The 15,427-nt window shown below is 58.2% G+C and carries 14 protein-coding genes and 1 pseudogene; 3 read left to right on the top strand and 12 right to left on the bottom strand.

Going from position 1 to position 15,427, the window contains the following annotated elements; translation table 11 throughout:
* The 4 genes and pseudogenes from SLH47_RS06155 to SLH47_RS06140 form a co-directional block, all read right to left on the bottom strand.
* Positions 1-867 (bottom strand): annotated as a pseudogene (locus SLH47_RS06155) (IS3 family transposase); the annotation flags it as partial.
* A 173-nt stretch (positions 868-1,040) separates the two neighbouring features.
* Entirely contained in the window at positions 1,041-4,490 is a 3,450-nt protein-coding gene (locus SLH47_RS06150) for an endonuclease/exonuclease/phosphatase family protein (RefSeq protein ID WP_320238543.1), read from the bottom strand.
* Positions 4,491-4,650: 160 nt separating this feature from the next.
* Positions 4,651-5,853 carry a multidrug effflux MFS transporter gene (locus tag SLH47_RS06145; protein WP_320238541.1) on the bottom strand — a complete coding sequence of 401 codons (1,203 nt, stop codon included), beginning with the start codon at positions 5,851-5,853 and terminating at the stop codon, positions 4,651-4,653.
* A 207-nt stretch (positions 5,854-6,060) separates the two neighbouring features.
* Positions 6,061-7,209: an acetyl-CoA C-acyltransferase gene (locus tag SLH47_RS06140; RefSeq protein ID WP_320238540.1), complete on the bottom strand. Its 1,149-nt coding sequence runs from the start codon at positions 7,207-7,209 to the stop codon at positions 6,061-6,063.
* Positions 7,210-7,329: 120 nt separating this feature from the next.
* Here SLH47_RS06140 and SLH47_RS06135 point away from each other — a divergent pair, with 120 nt between their 5' ends.
* A complete protein-coding gene (locus tag SLH47_RS06135; RefSeq protein ID WP_320238539.1) occupies positions 7,330-8,904 on the top strand; it encodes a gamma-glutamyltransferase family protein in 1,575 nt (524 codons plus the stop codon).
* Between the two features lie 279 nt (positions 8,905-9,183).
* On the opposite strand, the gene SLH47_RS06130 is transcribed toward SLH47_RS06135, so the two are convergent.
* From SLH47_RS06130 to SLH47_RS06120, 3 genes are all read right to left on the bottom strand, one after another.
* Positions 9,184-9,537, bottom strand: coding sequence for a hypothetical protein (locus SLH47_RS06130; RefSeq protein WP_320238538.1), 354 nt, complete (start codon positions 9,535-9,537; stop codon positions 9,184-9,186).
* Positions 9,538-9,540: 3 nt separating this feature from the next.
* Positions 9,541-9,933 (bottom strand): hypothetical protein, encoded by a 393-nt coding sequence (locus SLH47_RS06125; protein ID WP_320238537.1) that lies wholly within the window; start codon positions 9,931-9,933, stop codon positions 9,541-9,543.
* Positions 9,934-10,004: 71 nt separating this feature from the next.
* On the bottom strand, positions 10,005-10,535 hold the full coding sequence (locus SLH47_RS06120; protein WP_320238535.1) for an NADPH-dependent FMN reductase: 531 nt from the start codon (positions 10,533-10,535) through the stop codon (positions 10,005-10,007).
* 105 nt (positions 10,536-10,640) lie between these two features.
* On the opposite strand from SLH47_RS06120, the gene SLH47_RS06115 reads away from it, so the two are divergent.
* On the top strand, positions 10,641-12,293 hold the full coding sequence (locus SLH47_RS06115) for a thiamine pyrophosphate-binding protein (RefSeq protein ID WP_320238565.1): 1,653 nt from the start codon (positions 10,641-10,643) through the stop codon (positions 12,291-12,293).
* Between the two features lie 34 nt (positions 12,294-12,327).
* Here the strand turns inward: SLH47_RS06115 and bluB are convergent, their stop codons facing one another.
* Genes bluB through SLH47_RS06095 form a run of 4 tightly spaced genes read right to left on the bottom strand, consistent with a single transcriptional unit; the run spans position 12,328 to position 14,373 of the window.
* The gene (gene bluB, locus SLH47_RS06110; RefSeq protein WP_320238534.1) at positions 12,328-12,951 is read right to left on the bottom strand and encodes a 5,6-dimethylbenzimidazole synthase; all 624 of its coding nucleotides are present in this window, start codon (positions 12,949-12,951) and stop codon (positions 12,328-12,330) included.
* A complete protein-coding gene (locus tag SLH47_RS06105; RefSeq protein WP_413785624.1) occupies positions 12,952-13,311 on the bottom strand; it encodes a Lin0512 family protein in 360 nt (119 codons plus the stop codon). It lies immediately after the preceding gene.
* Positions 13,311-13,655 carry a Lin0512 family protein gene (locus tag SLH47_RS06100; RefSeq protein WP_320238532.1) on the bottom strand — a complete coding sequence of 115 codons (345 nt, stop codon included), beginning with the start codon at positions 13,653-13,655 and terminating at the stop codon, positions 13,311-13,313. Before SLH47_RS06100 ends, SLH47_RS06105 begins: the two co-directional genes overlap by 1 nt.
* A 49-nt stretch (positions 13,656-13,704) precedes the next feature.
* The gene (locus SLH47_RS06095) at positions 13,705-14,373 is read right to left on the bottom strand and encodes a YrbL family protein (RefSeq protein WP_320238531.1); all 669 of its coding nucleotides are present in this window, start codon (positions 14,371-14,373) and stop codon (positions 13,705-13,707) included.
* A gap of 96 nt (positions 14,374-14,469) precedes the next feature.
* Here SLH47_RS06095 and SLH47_RS06090 point away from each other — a divergent pair, with 96 nt between their 5' ends.
* Positions 14,470-14,664 carry a hypothetical protein gene (locus SLH47_RS06090; RefSeq protein ID WP_320238530.1) on the top strand — a complete coding sequence of 65 codons (195 nt, stop codon included), beginning with the start codon at positions 14,470-14,472 and terminating at the stop codon, positions 14,662-14,664.
* Positions 14,665-14,799: 135 nt separating this feature from the next.
* Here the strand turns inward: SLH47_RS06090 and cobO are convergent, their stop codons facing one another.
* Positions 14,800-15,408 (bottom strand): cob(I)yrinic acid a,c-diamide adenosyltransferase, encoded by a 609-nt coding sequence (cobO, locus tag SLH47_RS06085; RefSeq protein WP_320238529.1) that lies wholly within the window; start codon positions 15,406-15,408, stop codon positions 14,800-14,802.
* Between the last annotated feature and the right edge of the window lie 19 nt (positions 15,409-15,427).

The following is a 15,427-nucleotide window of genomic DNA, read 5'->3' as shown; positions in this document are numbered from 1 at the left end:
CTGCGCCAGATCGCCATAATCAGGGCATCTGTGACCATCTGGGAGGTCATCTGATCGCTCATGGACCAACCGACGACGCGGCGCGAGAACAGATCGATGACGGCTGCAACGTAGAGCCATCCTTCCGCAGTCCAAACGTAAGTGAAGTCGGCCACCCATTTCTGGTTCGGCCCTTCCGCATCAAACTCTCGTTCAAGCACGTTCGCAGCTATGACCGACCTCATGCCTTGGTCTTTCGGTGGTTGCCGACGTTTGGGACGGGCCTTGAATGCGGCTTGTCGCATCAATCGCTCAACGCAATGCAAGCCACAGGAATAACCTTCTTCGAGAAGATCGTGCCAAACCCGCCGTGCTCCATATGTGCGATCCGAGCGTAGAAAGCTTGCCCGGATCGCCACAGATAACTCTTCGTCGCGGATCGACCGGTCGCTGCATGGCCGTGTCAGCCAAGCATGGAAGCCACTTCGTGACACACCGAGCGCATCACACATCCAACTGACCGGCCATACCCCTCGGTGCTTCGCCACAAACCCAAACATCACAGTTGGTCCTTGGCAAAGTAGGCGTTCGACCATTGTCCTCGGACCAATGGCGGAAAATGGTCTCACCCTTTTTTAGGATGTCACGCTCCGCCTTCAGCTTAGAAACCTCACGTCGAAGAGACCTCAGCTCTTCCTGCTCAGGTGTTAATTTGCCATTCCCTGGGAACGCCGCCGGCCCATCAACTGCGGCTGCCCGAACCCAACGGCGCAGCACAGTCGCATGTATTCCCAAATCCCGCGAAGCTTGCGCCGTACTCACGCCGCGCTTCGTCACCATTTCCACCGCTTCCTGCTTAAACTCGCGGCTGAACATCCTTCTCGTCATGTAGATTCTCCAGTTTCATAAACACCGTATCTCGGCGTCCACGAAACCGGCAGCAGGCCAAACAGATGCCAAGGCGAAGCCCCTTGGTCTGAGCACGTGTGTAAGGCCTGCAAACTCCGCTATTTGTGGGGTAAGGAGGTCCGGGCGCTTCGCGGCGCCCGGACTCTTTTCCTTTAGACGAAGTCGAAGCTGTCGCTGCCGACCAGACGTTCAAACCCGAAACCTTCAAGCGCGAATGCGGTATCACCTACCGCGCCGATCTTGACCTGATCAAAGCTCTCGCCATCCAGATCAGCGGTGATTGCGCCGCTGGTAGCGTCGTAAATCTCGGAGCCGATCAGCACACCGTCATCGAAGAATTCGACCTCAACCTCACCGCTGCCGTGCAAGTCCGCAAATTCGAACTCCACTTCAAGCGCATCGCCGAAATCACCATCTTTCAAGGTCAGTGCCAATTGCTCGTCATCGTTGACGAGGTTGGTTTCGCCACTGAAGATGTTGTCGCCACGCGACCAGATCCCCAACTCACCATCCACGAACGTGATCTTTTCGCGGCCCGGTGCCTCGGCTTTGATCTTCACGTCGATATCGTTGAAATTCACAGCGTTCCTGATGAAGGGCAGCCGGTCCACATCGACCGCTTCGCCATCAATGAACTCCGTCGCTTTGCTGCCAAAGAAGCCGCGTGGATCAAAGGCCACGGCCACATCGACAGTCTCTGGCGCGACATCACCGATGGTCAGTTGCACGAGACCAGGATCATGGTCGCTGGCGCGGTTTTCGGTCTCCGCAAACTCCGAATTGACATGCACAACATCGTAAACGGCATCGTCGACCAGTGCGTCTGACACAAGGATATGATCCAGCGCCTGAGAGTTGCCCTGGAAGTTAAACGTATAGCGTTCGTCCTCTGGCAGCGTGTTCGTCAGATTGGTCAGTCCTGCATCTTCCAACTGGGTGAGGGGCGAGACGAACTCGAACTCGTTGAAATCACCGACAACCACGACATTGGCGTCGGGGTCCTCTGCCAACGCGTCGGCGACAAATTCGCTGACAGCCGCCGATTGCGCCTGACGTTCATCAAGCGAGCCGTTCACGTTCACGTCTTCCTGACGGTCGGCAAAGTCCTGTTCCACGCCCAGGATCGGGGCGCTGCCGCCTTTGGATGAGAAGTGGTTGTTAACGACCGTGACCTCTTCACCGTTGAACTCAAACGTGGCGACCAGCGGCAGGCGCGCGCCTTCGAATGCGCCGCCGGGGTCCTGGGTGCCGATGGTCTGGACAGAGCCTTCGACCAGATCCACTCGATCTTCCTTATAGAGGAACCCGGTGCGGATGTTGCCGCCGGGCTGACCGCCGCTGGAGAGATCGGTGATAAACGTGTTGTCGATATAGGCATAGCCAGAGCTGTCATTCATCAGCCCGTCGTCAGCCAGATCAATCGCCGCGATCAGGGTCTCAAAAGTCTCCGACGCTGACACGACGCCGTCACCGGTTTCACCGCCGGTATTGTCCTGGATTTCCTGCAGGCCGATGATATCTGGGCTGCCGAGGTTGTTGACGATCTGCGCGGCAATCGCGTCAAATCGGCCATTGCCCACATCGTCATCAACATTGCGCGCCTCACCGTTGTTGGTCAGTTCCTGACGCTCGACCACCGGATCAAGGTTCAGGACGTTGTAAGTGGCGATTGTCAGCTGGTTTTCGGACCCCGCTAGCGCGGTCACCTCTGGTTCGAGGGTCGACTCTTCCACAACAACAAGCTGCTCTGTCGGGTTGATCTGGAAGTTCCCGAAATCATAGGACACGACGCCGGTGATATCCTCAAACGTGGTGCCCACATTCGCTTCAATCGCATCAAGCCCGAAATCCCAATCGATCTGCACCTTCTCAGGGTTGAAGTCGTCTGGCGAGATATTCAGCGTGCCGCGATTCGAGATGCCGGTCGCATCCGCACCGCCATCGACGGCCACGAATATCTCATCGAACCGGCTTGTGCCCGAAATCGCGACAGGCTGCGGCGCGGTAACGAGCATCCCTTCAAGGCTTTCCCAGAAATCGATGCCATCGGTTTCTGGATCGAATGAGGTGAAGTTGTCGTCTTCGATGTTTTCGGAAGGAAGGGGGCGGCCATTTGCGCCAAGGATCACAGCCTCTGGCAGTTCATTCCCCGAAGACAGGACAGTGATTTCAGGATTGCTACCAAGCTGCGTGGTGCTGAGGTTGCCGGTGTCCTGACCGCCGGGATAGAATTCGCTGACATTGCCGGTCACATCGACCTCGTCACCAATGGTCACGCCGGGAACGCTGCCGGTGAAGACAAAGATCGCGTCAGACGTGGCAATATCACCATCGCCTTCCGCATCCTGCATGTAAAAGCCATTGGAATCGACCGCTGTCACAATACCGGTCGTGATCACGCGCGGACCGCTGCCATCGCCTGTCGTCGGATCAAGCGGGTTGTCACTGATCAGGCCAGAGACATGCCCCGCGCCTTGGATTTCCATGATGGTGACACGCTCAACCGGCACTTCAGGATCATTGGTCGATCCAGGCGTGTCACCTGACGTGTCGCCAAAGGCGAGGCTGACAAAATCGCCTGTCCCATCCTCATCTCGTGCCGCACCGGCAGCGGAGAAATTACCGTCAGCAGGGACAACCGTATCGGCATAGCTCAGATCAGGCGTGCCGTCGCCATCCACACCGCTAACCCCATCGATGATGCTGTCCCATGGCGTGACATCAAAAGTGCCATCATCATTGGCGTCCAGATCATCACCAACAGCGCCAGTGAAGTTGTCTACCAGCAGGAAAGTTTGCGGTGAACCAAAGAAATCAAGGCCTGCGACGCCAACATCACCTGCACCAAGGTTCGGGTTCTGATCATTGGCGATCAAGACAAAGCCATTCTCATCGGCGACAGCGCCAGTCAGATCAATGGCGAAATCGACCTGGCCCGGTGCGAACTCTCCCGAGAGCACAAGCAGCGTTTTGCCGTCAAGCGCGGTGCCAGGTTCCGTGAACAACTCCACAAAGTTTGACGTGTCGTCCGAGGCACCGGACGAAGAGATGCGATATTCATTGATCGCAATCTGCGGATCGGTCGTGCCGCCATCAGGCACAGGGAACGGGTTGGGCGCGGTCGCATTTGACGTCACACCGTCCAGCGCGTTGGGCCCGCTAAAGGTCCAAGTTGCGGGCTCGAATACGGGGTTGGGGCCTACGGAAGGATCGCGCGAGGCCCAGCCATCCATGTATTCCCACACCTCACCGGTTCCGTCGACATTGATGTCGCCAAAGACATCGACCGGCACGCCGTTCTCAAAAAGCTCAATCGCGTCGTCGCCGTTGATGCTGGCCACGCCGCCGGTGTAATCGGGGGCAAATCCAAAGAAGGCGGTGAAAGCATCTGTTTCACTGGCGATGTAAATCGTCTCACCAGCCGCGAGAGAGACGGACGGAAAGTCGAACTCCACCGCTCCGCCGCCATTGCCATTATTGGCCGAACCGACGCCGTAAACTGACAAATCAGCAATATCGTTCACAGCAAAAAGTTGAATGGCTTTCGGCAGCCCGCCACTCAGGCCGCCATCAATGACGCCCGTAATCATAAGATCAGACATAAAGTCCCCTTCCCAGTTGAAAAACGCACCCCATTTGGAGGCGCGACAAAACGCAGATTTTGATGAAACGAGGCACTAGTGACGCTATGCAACAGGTGTATGTCATCCTGTTCTTCTTCGGGATGCAAGACGGTCCGGGTTGTGCCGGGCGGCAAGAGGCCTAGTGACGTTCCGTCATGTTTGGCCGTTTTCGCCGCAATTTCATGGCGATGAGCACCGCGAAGAGCCCCGCCGCTGATGAACCGAACATCAGCCATAGCAGGGTCAGACCCGGAGCTTCGGCGGGTAACGTGATGCCCGCGAAAGTTGTCAAAAGCGCACCCGTCGCGACCACCAATGCGCCGTTCAGTCCTGCCGCACTACCCGCCATGTCAGGCCGCACCGACATTGCGGCAGCATTGCTGCTCGGCATCGTGATCCCATTGCCGATTCCGACAAAAACTGTGCTGCCAAAGAAAAGCGCGGGTGTGATTGCGTCTAAAGCCGTCACACCAATACCGGCAAGCAGCCCAAGGCAGGCCACGATGCGGCCGGTGATCATCATCGTCAGAGGCGCATTGCGGGGCGCAAAGCGGCTGGAGAAGAAACTGCCGAAGACGAAACCTGCGGTAATGCTGCCAAGCCAGAACCCGATCTCTGCGGTGCCTACGCCAAACTGAACCTGCGCGACCAGCGGCGCTCCGCTCAGGAAGACGTAGAATGCGCCCGTCGAAAAGGCGCTGCAGAGGGCGTATAGCCAGAACAGCCTTTCGCGCAGAAGCGCGCGCAGGCGAGGGCGATCCGTGTCAATCCGCTGCGATGCGAGTGATCTGGTCTCACCCAAATCAATCCAGCACAGCGCAAAAAGTCCTATTCCCGCGATGGCGTAGACCCAGAACGCGGCCCGCCACCCAAACCAGCTATCCAGCACGCCGCCCAGCATCGGCCCCAACATCGGGGCAATGGCCATCGTCATGCTGATATAACCGATCAGTCCAGCGGCCTCTCGCTCTGGCCTTGTGTCGCGCACGATGGCAAGGGACAGCGCATATCCTGCGACAATCCCCCCTTGCAGCATACGGCACGCCAGAAACACCCAGATTTGCGTGGCCAGGGCACAGGCGATCGACGCCAAGGTGAATACGGCCAGTGACATCAGCAACACCGGGCGTCGGCCAATCCGATCTGACAGCGGGCCGATGATCAACTGAATGACGGCGGTCAGACCAAGATAACCCGCGACCGACAGACTGACGACCGCATAAGGCGCGTCGAGATCCTGCGCGATATTTGCAAGCGATGGCAGGAACATGTTGAGCGACAGCGTCGAGACGCCGGTTAGCAGGATCAGCGTAACTAACGCGGGAGGCGTGCGTCGTTTCATCTATTTCGGCCTTATTGGCATTCAAACAAAAAAGCCCCCGAACAAGGTCCGGGGGCACATGGTCGCGGATATGGCGAAACCTATCGGACCATGCACCTTTCTGATACCACGACGAGGATGCTGACAATGTGCATGGTTATGTTCCTTTAAATGGTGTGGCTGCGTGTCGACGGGGCGCACAGCCCTTAGCGAACGGTAGCAGCGCTGTCAGACCCGTTCAATCGCGATTGCCGTGCCTTCGCCGCCGCCGATGCAAATCGCAGCGACCCCGCGTTTTAGGCCGCGTGTTTCCATGGCATGCAGAAGGGTTACGATAATCCGCGTCCCCGACGCACCAATCGGATGGCCCAACGCGCAGGCCCCGCCATTCACATTCACGATATCCCGCGGGATGCCCATCTCGTGCATGAAAGCCATCGGGACGACGGCAAAGGCCTCGTTCACTTCCCACAGATCGACGTCCTCGACCGACCATCCGACCTTGGCAAGCAGCTTTTGCGCCGCAGGCACGGGCGCTGTGGTGAACCATCCTGGTGCTTGCGCGTGGCTTGCGTGGCCCAAAATCCGGGCGCGGCCACCCACCGAGGATAGCACGAGTGCCGCCGCCCCGTCCGAGATGCTCGACGCATTCGCGGCTGTGACCGTCCCATCCTTGCGAAACGCAGGCTTGAGCATGGGTATCTTTTCGGGCCGGGCCTTGCTGGGTTGTTCGTCGCGGGTGATCACCTCTTCTCCGGTGCGGGCATGTACCGCGACTGGCGTGATCTCTGCATCGAACGCCCCCGAACGCTCCGCGTCCAAAGCATTCGACAGCGAGGCAATCGCATATTGATCCTGCGCCTCGCGGGTGAACTGGAACTGTTCGGCGCAGTCTTCCGCAAAGGTGCCCATCAGGCGGCCCTTGTCGTAGGCATCCTCCAACCCGTCCAGAAACATCGAATCCTGTACTTCCTGATGCCCGATCCGTGCCCCGGAGCGCAGTTTCGGCATCAGATATGGTGCATTTGTCATGCTCTCCATACCGCCCGCGACCATCACATCGGCCCCGCCAAGCGCGATCTGGTCAAAGGCCATCATCGTGGTTTTCATCCCCGACCCGCACATCTTGTTGAGCGTCGTTGCGGGTACCTCCTCGCCCAAACCTGCCAGAAACCCCGCCTGCCGTGCTGGGGCCTGACCCTGACCAGCGGGCAGAACGCATCCCATCAGAACTTCATCAACCGTCGAGACGCCGGCGCCGTCCATCGCCGCCTTGATCGCCGTACCGCCCAAGGTCGGCGCATCGACATCGGCAAACACACCCTGAAACCCACCCATCGGCGTGCGCGCGGCACCGGTGATAAAGACGTCTCGCATCATGTCCTCCCATTCGTCTGACCCACAGGCTACGCCGCCCACCGGCAAAGGCAAGGATTTCCCGTTGCACAGCCCGCACTTCGCCCTAGGGTCTGGGCAAGAACATGAAAGGCCCCGAACATGCGTGATTTCCACAAACCCGGTCGCTCCGCCGTCTACGCCACAAACGGCATGTGCGCGACCTCGCACCCGCTTGCCGCAAAGACAGCGGTGCAAATCCTTGAGGCTGGCGGGAATGCCATGGATGCGGCGATTGCGGGGGCGGTTCTGTTGGGTTTTTGCGAGCCGCAGATGACCGGCATCGGCGGCGACTGCTTTGTGCTGTTCACACCGCCCGGTTCAGATAAGGTCAAGGCGCTTAATGGATCGGGCCGCGCGCCCGCTGGCATTGATGCCGAGGCTTTGCGGGCCAAGGGCGATGTGATCGCGCCATATTCGGCAGATGCGATCAGCGTTCCCGGCGCTGTTGACGCCTTCTGCAAGCTCTCCAAGGATTGGGGGCAGATCGGGCTGAAATCTATCCTCGCACCTGCGATCCATTACGCGGAAGCAGGGGTGCCGGTCGCCGAACGCGTTGCCGATGACTGGGGCAAAGCGGTGGACAACCTCTCCGGCCATGCGCGTGACTTGTTCCTGATGGATGGTGCAGCACCGGCGCCGGGTCAGATCTTCCGCGCGCCGGGTCAGGCAAAAGTCCTGCGCGAGATCGCGATGGAGGGCCGGGCGGGCTTCTACGAAGGCGAGATTGCCGAAGACATGGTGAACTCGCTCCGCGCGCTGGGCGGCACGCATACGCTGGATGATTTCGCGAACACCGCCTGCGACTATACCGATCCGATCATGGGCGAGTATGGCGGCCTCGACCTTTATGAGCATCCGCCAAACGGGCAGGGGGCAACCGCGATCCTCCTCCTCAACATGCTCAAACATTTCGATATTGCAGGTATGGACCCGTGGGGGGCGGAACGCGCGCATATCGAGGCCGAGGCGACGAAACTCGCCTACGACGCCCGCAACCGTTTCCTCGCCGATCCGGACCACATGACGCGGCTTGACCATATGACCGCGCCGGAAACGGCGGAAAAGCTCGCGGCGCTGATTGATACGAAAAAGGCGATGCCGGGCAATGTGCCCGGCGCCGAGGCGGTGCATAAGGACACGATCTATATCACGGTGGTGGACAAGGACCGCATGTGCGTGTCGCTCATCTATTCGGTCTTCCACTCTTTCGGTTCTGGCATTGCATCAGACAAATTCGGCATTCTATTCCAGAACCGCGGCGCGGGCTTCACGCTTGAACAGGGCCACCCGAACGAGGTCGGCCCCGGCAAACGCCCCATGCACACGATCATCCCGGCCATGCTGAAGAAAAAGGGCAAGGTGCTGATGCCATTCGGCGTGATGGGCGGGCAATACCAGTCCACTGGCCATGCACGGTTCGTCACCAATGTGACCGATTTCGGGTTGAGCCCGCAGGCCGCCATGGACGCCCCCCGCTGCTTTGCGGAAGGCGACGTGCTGAATGTGGAGAACGGGTATTCCGACGCGGTGAAGGCGGAACTCAGCGACCTCGGTCACAACGTGCAAACGCCAGCAACGGCGATCGGCGGGTCACAGGCAATCCTGCTGCATGAGAGCGGCGTTCTAGAAGGTGGAAGCGATCCGCGTAAGGACGGATGTGCGATCGGGTACTAGAACAACAGTGTGGTCGCGCCCGGATCGGGATAAGCGCGAAGCGCGCCGATCCATCGACAGTCCGCCCCACCGGGCTGTCGATTTGGCTGGTCTTGGTGCGAAAGGCATTTGGAGCGATATCCTTGAACCATCAAAGCGCCCGGGAAGAAGCGCGGTATCGGCAGCCCGCGGACTGCCGATAGATCGGCGCGTGCAAGGTACACGTCGTCGGATGGGTGAGTTTACCAATCTAAGCCACCCAGCCAACCAAAATACAACGTTACTCTGCCCACCTGCAATCTAGGAAACTTGGATATCTCCATCCCTCAGGCATCCGCATTCGGCACAAAACTTTGCCCGCGGTGTGCGCAACGGTTTACCGCATTGCGTGCAAACCGGGCCATATTGCGTTCTTCTAACCCTCCATAGCTGGTCGGGATGATCCAAGCGAGCTCCGGTGAGTTGTTCATAGACGCGCAGACTAGACGCACTCGATTTTGCCGCAGCCTCGGAAATGGAGCAGTGATGCTGCTCTCGATACTCTTTGATTTCATTTAGGCGATTATCGAGGTGGGGCTTCAATACTGACCATTCCTCTTCATCAAGAAGTGGCGTCACTCGTCGCAACGCATAGCAATAAAGCAATTCAGCCATGTGCTACCCCGCCCTCAACGACCGCAAAAACAACCCGATCCCCCCGACCAGCAGCACCAATATCACGATCAGGTCAAATGCGCTCATCCGCGTGAGTTGCAGTTCCATATTCGCGATGACGCCGAAGATCAGCCCGATCATCGAACCTCCCGCCAAAAGCCAGCCGATCCAGTTTCTGGAGTTGTAAAAGATCATCCCCACGCCAAACATGAACGGGATCAGGATCATGCCGCTGGTGATCGGGAAGCCGCCGAAACGGAATGCGACGGCACCAAATCCAAAATTCGGGCGCACGACGATATTGTTCAAGAGCAGGTATCCACCCCCGATCATCATGATCAGCCCGATCAGAAAGCTGCCCGTTCCGCCCTCACTACCACCTGCACCGCGCGCCATTGTTGTCTCCGTCTTGTCTTGCCGTTCATATCTATGGCCAGCAGGAGGCGATTGCCAGAAAAGGTTGTGGCTCAGGTCATGGCCCGCAACTCGTCCATCAGTTCGGTCAGAAGTTTGATGTAAAGCTCACCCGTCAGCTTGCCGTTCTCATCAAATTCCTTGCTGGAATTGGCGACCAAAACCTCTGGCCCCTGCAGGATGCGCGGGCGGAATGCCATCATCGCAAGACGCAGGGAAAACTGGCTGCGTTCACCGCCCGCGCGGCCTGCGGCGGCGGACATGATTGCCACTGGTTTAGCCTTCCACGGTCCGCCTTTTGTGCGGCTGACCCAGTCGAGCGCATTCTTGAGCGACCCGGAAATTGCCTTGTTATATTCGGGGGTTGCGATGATTACGGCGTCGGCGGCAGCGATCTGATCGGCGAGTGTCTGGACGCTTGCGGGGATCCCCTCCGCCGCTTCCAGATCGCCATTGTAGAGTGGCAGATTGATATCCGCCTCAACGAACTCATCCGGCCCGAAAATCTCTGCCGCGTTGCGCATCAGCATCGTATTCGTGGATGCCTTACGCAGCGATCCTGAAATCCCAAGAAGTGTTGTCATGATGAATGCCTTTCTTTGCTCGTGACAACAGCTAACGCGATTGGCCGATTGCGCAAGCGCATGCTTTCGCACATGATCCACGTCAAGACGTCAGGGGAGGGTAAGATGATCCGGCACGGCGGAAAAATCCTGAGCGATCAACTGGTTAAGCTCGGCGTGCGCCGTGTTTTTTCGGTGCCGGGTGAAAGCTTTCTGGCTGCACTTGATGGACTTTACGACAGTGGTATCCACAACGTGGTTTGCAGGCAAGAGGGCGGGGCGGCCATGATGGCCGAGGCCTATGGCAAGATGACGGGCCAGCCCGGTGTCTGCTTCGTCACACGTGGGCCCGGTGCGACCAATGCGAGCGCGGGTATCCATATCGCGCGGCAGGACAGCACGCCGATGGTCATGTTTGTCGGTCAGATCGACAACCGGCATACGGATCGCGAGACTTTCCAGGAGGTCGACTACAAGGCGCTCTTTGGCGGCCTGGCGAAGTGGGTCGCGCAGGTCGATCACACTGATCGGTTGCCTGAATACATCGCGCGTGCCTTCCATATGGCGATGTCGGGCCGGCCCGGTCCGGTGGTGCTCGCATTGCCGGAAAACATGCTCAGCGCCTCGGCGGATGTGCCGGACCTGCGTATCTCGCAAGCGATGATGCAGCCCGTTCCCGGCGATGCTGTTCAAGCGATCATGCATGTTCTGGGGCAGGCGGAAAAACCACTGATCGTCGTCGGCGGCCCGCATTGGAGCACGCAGGCCCAAGCCGATCTGCATGCATTTGCAGAAAGCCAGCAAGTACCTGTCGCCGTTGGGTTTCGCAGGCAGGATTACATGGACAATCACCACGCCAGTTACGCCGGTGATCTGAATGTGGGGATCAATCCTAGGCTCGCTGCGCGCGTGCGGGAGGCGGATACGCTGATCCTGCTCGGTACCCGGTTTGGCGATATAGAAACGCAAGGCTACACGCTGGTCGATCCCGCCGATCCGCAAAAAACCATTGTGCATGTGCATAGCGATGCGGATGAGATTGGCCGAGTCTACACACCTGATATCGGTGTTGTGACCGCTGCTCCCGCGATGCTGCGCCAATTGGCGGATGCGGCCCCAGCAGGCGCGTGGCCTGATTGGACCGCCGCCGCCCGCGCGGATTACGAGGCATGGATCCAACCGCAAGAAAGCCCCGGCGCGCTGAAACAGGAAGAGGTGGTCAAGTGGTTGTCGGATCACTTGCCCGACGACACAATTGTCACTAACGGCGCCGGGAATTATGCGGCGTGGCTGCATCGGTATTTCGTCTACAAACAATATGGTACGCAGCTAGCCCCGACCTCAGGATCCATGGGCTACGGGCTGCCCGCCGCGATTTCGGCGTCGTTGGAACACCCCGACCGCGCAGTGGTTTGCCTCGCCGGTGACGGGTGCTTTCAGATGACCAGCAATGAGCTGGGAACAGCCATCCAGCACGGCGCGAAGCCCATTGTCGTGATCATGAATAACCAGCGTTACGGTACAATCAGGATGCATCAGGAAAAGACCTATCCGGGACGAGTTTCGGGCACGGCGCTGATCAATCCTGATTTCGCGGCATTGGTGCGCGCCTATGGCGGGCATGGGGAAGTGGTAACGAAGACAAAGGATTTCCCGGACGCGTTTGCCCGCGCGCAAGCCGCTGGCACGATTGCAGTTATCGAATGTCAGCTGGATGAAGAAGCGCTGGCCACCGGTGCAACGCTCAGCGCGGTACGCAAGGCTGCTTTGCAGCGCTGAGAAATTGCCGAGATTTTCCGGAGAATCTGACGCCCTAAACCTCACGCCAATCCGTTGGTGTATTGGCCTGCCAATCGTTGCGGTCCAACAGCGGCGTGTCATCGTCAAATGCAGGCGTTCCAAGGCAAAGATATGCGGTCAGTTTCCAGGTCTGCGGCACCTTCAGAAGCTGCGTGACCGCATCGGGGTCAAGGATCGACACCCACCCAACCCCGATATTCTCGGCCCGTGCGGCCAGCCACAGTGTGTGTACGGCGGCCACGGTCGAATAGGTCAGCATCTCTGGCATGCTTTGTCGGCCGAGCCCGTGGCCCTCTGGTGGCTCTTGCTCGGTAAAGACGGCCAGATGCACCGGCGCGTCGGTCAGGCCCGCAAGCTTCAGCTCATTGTAATCCTGACGTTTTTCATCCGTATAGATTGCGGACGCCGTCCTGTTGGCAGCCTCAAAATTGGCAATGACAGCATCGCGCAAGGCAGGTGTTGTTACCTGCAAAACCCGCCATGGCCGGGCATTGCCAACCGATGGCGCCATGTCTATCGCATTGCGTAGGCGTCGCAGCGTGGCCGCAGATATCGGATCGGGCCGGAAGTGCCGGACATCTCGCCGCCATTTCAGGATATCCTGAAGGGCGGCGCGGTGCGCTGCCGTCATTTCCATCTATTGCATTTTCCATTTGCCTTTTTGGGTGGGCAGAAAGGCCTCGACCGCAGCGGTTGCAACCACTGCAGTCTCGCCCGTTTCGGGATTTGGGACATTCAACCCGCCCTTCACAGCCGAGAGCACCGCGTGGCCCCGCGGCAGCCCTGATTTCAGCGCGTCTGCATCTATCTTGTCCGGCTCCTGGGCCCCGATTGTCACCTTCAGCCGCATATCGGTATGCGGCAGCTCGAGGCTTTCAAAGATTGGCAGCGTTGAATGCCGGATCGCGTCTTCAATGGCGCGCGCGGCCGCCTTTTGGTAATCCATCCCGTGTAGATCATTGCCCATCCCCATCTCGATGATAATCCGCTGCTCCATCAGGCTTTCTCCATCATGAAGGCCACATTGATGGCGACATTCGCGATCACCGTTGGATTACCATCCGGGCGCGGCACGTCGAGGCCACCGTGGGTGACAGTGATCGTGGGCTGCCCGTAAGGAAAGATGCTAAGCAGGCTTTCGGTATCGACCTGATCGGGCTGCTGCACGCCAATTTCTACATCGATTAGCATCGCCTCTTTCGGAAATCCGAAAAGCTCCGCCATATTGATCGAGTTATGCCAGAGCGCGTCCTGCAGGCCCCGCCGCGCAGCTTCGGTGTAATCCTGTCGGCGCAGGCTCGTCCCCATCCCAAATTCGGTCAGAACACGGTGCTTTGGCATCGGCAAAATCCTCTGCAAAGGTGATTTGCTGCAACCTATCGGAACGCGTTCAAGAGCGCGAGAACCGGCGCGTCTTTGGGTTCCAAATCAGCTTTGTGTTTCGCGCCAGCCGCTTGCAACTGTCGGCCAGCCCCATGCGGTTCAGCCAGCGGCCCATGGACCTGACCGGGATTGCATGAATATCGCCAAAACCATCCACAAGCACGCATTCCTCGGGGCCCAACTCATTACCATAGGCCCGGCGTCCAAAGACAAAGTTGTTCGGGTTCAAATCGCTTGCCCGGACGCCATGCTCGAAAAGGGCGTCAATCGTATCGTTCAGCAGATTGATCTGTGAATCGGTGAGCGTTCCACGCCTAATCTTTTGACCCAACGTTTCGCCCACGCTGCCATCCGGTCCCATGACGTTTTCCGTAAGGCAACCCAGCCCGACATTGGTCGAGACAAAGCCGAACATATGCGACATAGGTGCGCGAAAATCGGGCTCAGGGTGTTTCAGCATGATCCGCAGATACTCAGTATACTCCTTGCGGATCTGACGTATCCGCGTACTGGGCATCAACCTGTCCATCACACCGTTAAAGTTGTTCCGGTGGGCAAGCTCTTCATCGGGCTTAAGCACCTTGATCAGTTTGGTGCGATCATTCGGATGCAGATAGACGGCCCGCTGTACGCCGCTTGCCACGAGATTTGCTGGTGAAAGGGTTAGCTGGGCCATTATCGAGGCGTTATATGTGGACTGAACCATACAGTTCAATGCCTCACAGTGTCGGCAGCTGCGAACCGCTGTGAAATTGCGCTTGCGGTATCGATCATGTCATTTTTCGATCGGGAATGGTTTGGTGAGTTGCACGTCTGTCTCGCGACGATTGCTTGGCAAGTGCGATCCAAGAAAGGATTAGCTCTCGGGCTGGCTAGTCAGGCTCTCGCGGCTCGCCGTTCCGCAAAAGGCCGCCCCGATTTGACTAACCAGCAACTGAACGAATTTGGAACTGACAAAGGCGGTTGATCCTGTCATCGAGCAGATCATGATTGCGTGATGTGAGAAGGTCGCCGCGCATCAATTTGTGCAGCGTCTTCGCTAATGCCAATTCTCTTGTCGTCGCGCATTCTGTTGCACAGCCCATCCCGACTTGTGTGTTGCTCAGAATTCGACCCCGATCTGGGCCTTGATCCCTGACCGGAAGGGATGTTTGACCAACTCCATCTCGGTGACCAGATCAGCAAGTTCGATGAGGTCGTCATGCGCATTGCGACCGGTCAGGACAACATGGGTCATTTCAGGTTTGTGATCGCGCAGGAATGCGACAACTTCTGCGGCACTGACATAGTCGTAGCGGATTGCGATGTTTATCTCGTCCAGGAGCACCATCTTGTTGCTCTTATCGAGGATCAACTCTTTCGCCTTGGCCCAGGCAGCCTGCGCCATTTCGGTATCGCGCGATTTGTCCTGTGTTTCCCAGGTGAAACCTTCGCCCATCGTGTGAAAGGCGCAGGTATCGCTGAATTTCGACAGGATCAGATCGCGTTCGCCTGTTGACATGCCGCCTTTGATGAACTGCACGACGGCGCATTTCATGTCATGCGCGATACAGCGGAAGATCATGCCAAATGCCGCCGAGGATTTGCCCTTACCCTTGCCGGTATGGACAATGATCAGGCCCTTCTGATCAGTCTTCGTTGCCATGATCTTGTCGCGGGCTGCCTTTTTCTTGGCCATCTTGGCGGCGTGGCGGTCGTCTTCTTCGGTCATGGCTTTCCCTTTCATATGG

The organism is Cognatiyoonia sp. IB215182, assembly GCF_033963905.1.
Lineage (GTDB): Bacteria > Pseudomonadota > Alphaproteobacteria > Rhodobacterales > Rhodobacteraceae > Yoonia.
This window is presented reverse-complemented; position numbering and strand designations above follow the sequence as displayed.

What these genes read in the sequence shown, in the direction of transcription:
- cobO (WP_320238529.1), bottom strand. Translation starts at nt 15,408, where the DNA reads ATGACCGAAGAAGACGACCGCCACGCCGCCAAGATGGCCAAGAAAAAG.
- bluB (WP_320238534.1), bottom strand. Translation starts at nt 12,951, where the DNA reads ATGGAAATGACGGCAGCGCACCGCGCCGCCCTTCAGGATATCCTGAAA.
- SLH47_RS06105 (WP_413785624.1), bottom strand. Translation starts at nt 13,311, where the DNA reads ATGGAGCAGCGGATTATCATCGAGATGGGGATGGGCAATGATCTACAC.
- SLH47_RS06130 (WP_320238538.1), bottom strand. Translation starts at nt 9,537, where the DNA reads ATGGCTGAATTGCTTTATTGCTATGCGTTGCGACGAGTGACGCCACTT.
- SLH47_RS06125 (WP_320238537.1), bottom strand. Translation starts at nt 9,933, where the DNA reads ATGGCGCGCGGTGCAGGTGGTAGTGAGGGCGGAACGGGCAGCTTTCTG.
- SLH47_RS06145 (WP_320238541.1), bottom strand. Translation starts at nt 5,853, where the DNA reads ATGAAACGACGCACGCCTCCCGCGTTAGTTACGCTGATCCTGCTAACC.
- SLH47_RS06140 (WP_320238540.1), bottom strand. Translation starts at nt 7,209, where the DNA reads ATGCGAGACGTCTTTATCACCGGTGCCGCGCGCACGCCGATGGGTGGG.
- SLH47_RS06100 (WP_320238532.1), bottom strand. Translation starts at nt 13,655, where the DNA reads ATGCCAAAGCACCGTGTTCTGACCGAATTTGGGATGGGGACGAGCCTG.
- SLH47_RS06150 (WP_320238543.1), bottom strand. Translation starts at nt 4,490, where the DNA reads ATGTCTGATCTTATGATTACGGGCGTCATTGATGGCGGCCTGAGTGGC.
- SLH47_RS06090 (WP_320238530.1), top strand. Translation starts at nt 14,470, where the DNA reads ATGTCATTTTTCGATCGGGAATGGTTTGGTGAGTTGCACGTCTGTCTC.
- SLH47_RS06135 (WP_320238539.1), top strand. Translation starts at nt 7,330, where the DNA reads ATGCGTGATTTCCACAAACCCGGTCGCTCCGCCGTCTACGCCACAAAC.
- SLH47_RS06115 (WP_320238565.1), top strand. Translation starts at nt 10,641, where the DNA reads ATGATCCGGCACGGCGGAAAAATCCTGAGCGATCAACTGGTTAAGCTC.
- SLH47_RS06095 (WP_320238531.1), bottom strand. Translation starts at nt 14,373, where the DNA reads ATGGCCCAGCTAACCCTTTCACCAGCAAATCTCGTGGCAAGCGGCGTA.
- SLH47_RS06120 (WP_320238535.1), bottom strand. Translation starts at nt 10,535, where the DNA reads ATGACAACACTTCTTGGGATTTCAGGATCGCTGCGTAAGGCATCCACG.